Genomic DNA, 223 nt, shown 5'->3' with positions numbered 1-223 from the left:
GACCACGTGGTGCACCTGGGCAGCGTGTCCAAGACGCTCGCGCCGGGGATCCGGATCGGCTGGCTGCTGGCGCCCGCCGCGCTCCGGTCCGAGCTGGTCGAGGCCCGGTACTGGACCGACCTGGCCAGCCCGGCGCTGCCCCAGCTCGCCCTGGCGCACTTCATCACCTCGGGCGGCTTCGAGCGGCACCTGCGCCAGGTCCGACGCCGCCACCGCGCCCCGG

General features: G+C 76.2%; 1 pseudogene. It reads left to right on the top strand.

From position 1 onward, the window contains the following. Positions 1-223: pseudogene (locus tag PROKR_RS36515) on the top strand (MocR-like pyridoxine biosynthesis transcription factor PdxR); the annotation flags it as partial.

Source organism: Promicromonospora kroppenstedtii DSM 19349 (assembly GCF_000515355.1).
GTDB lineage: Bacteria > Actinomycetota > Actinomycetes > Actinomycetales > Cellulomonadaceae > Promicromonospora > Promicromonospora kroppenstedtii.
This window is presented reverse-complemented; position numbering and strand designations above follow the sequence as displayed.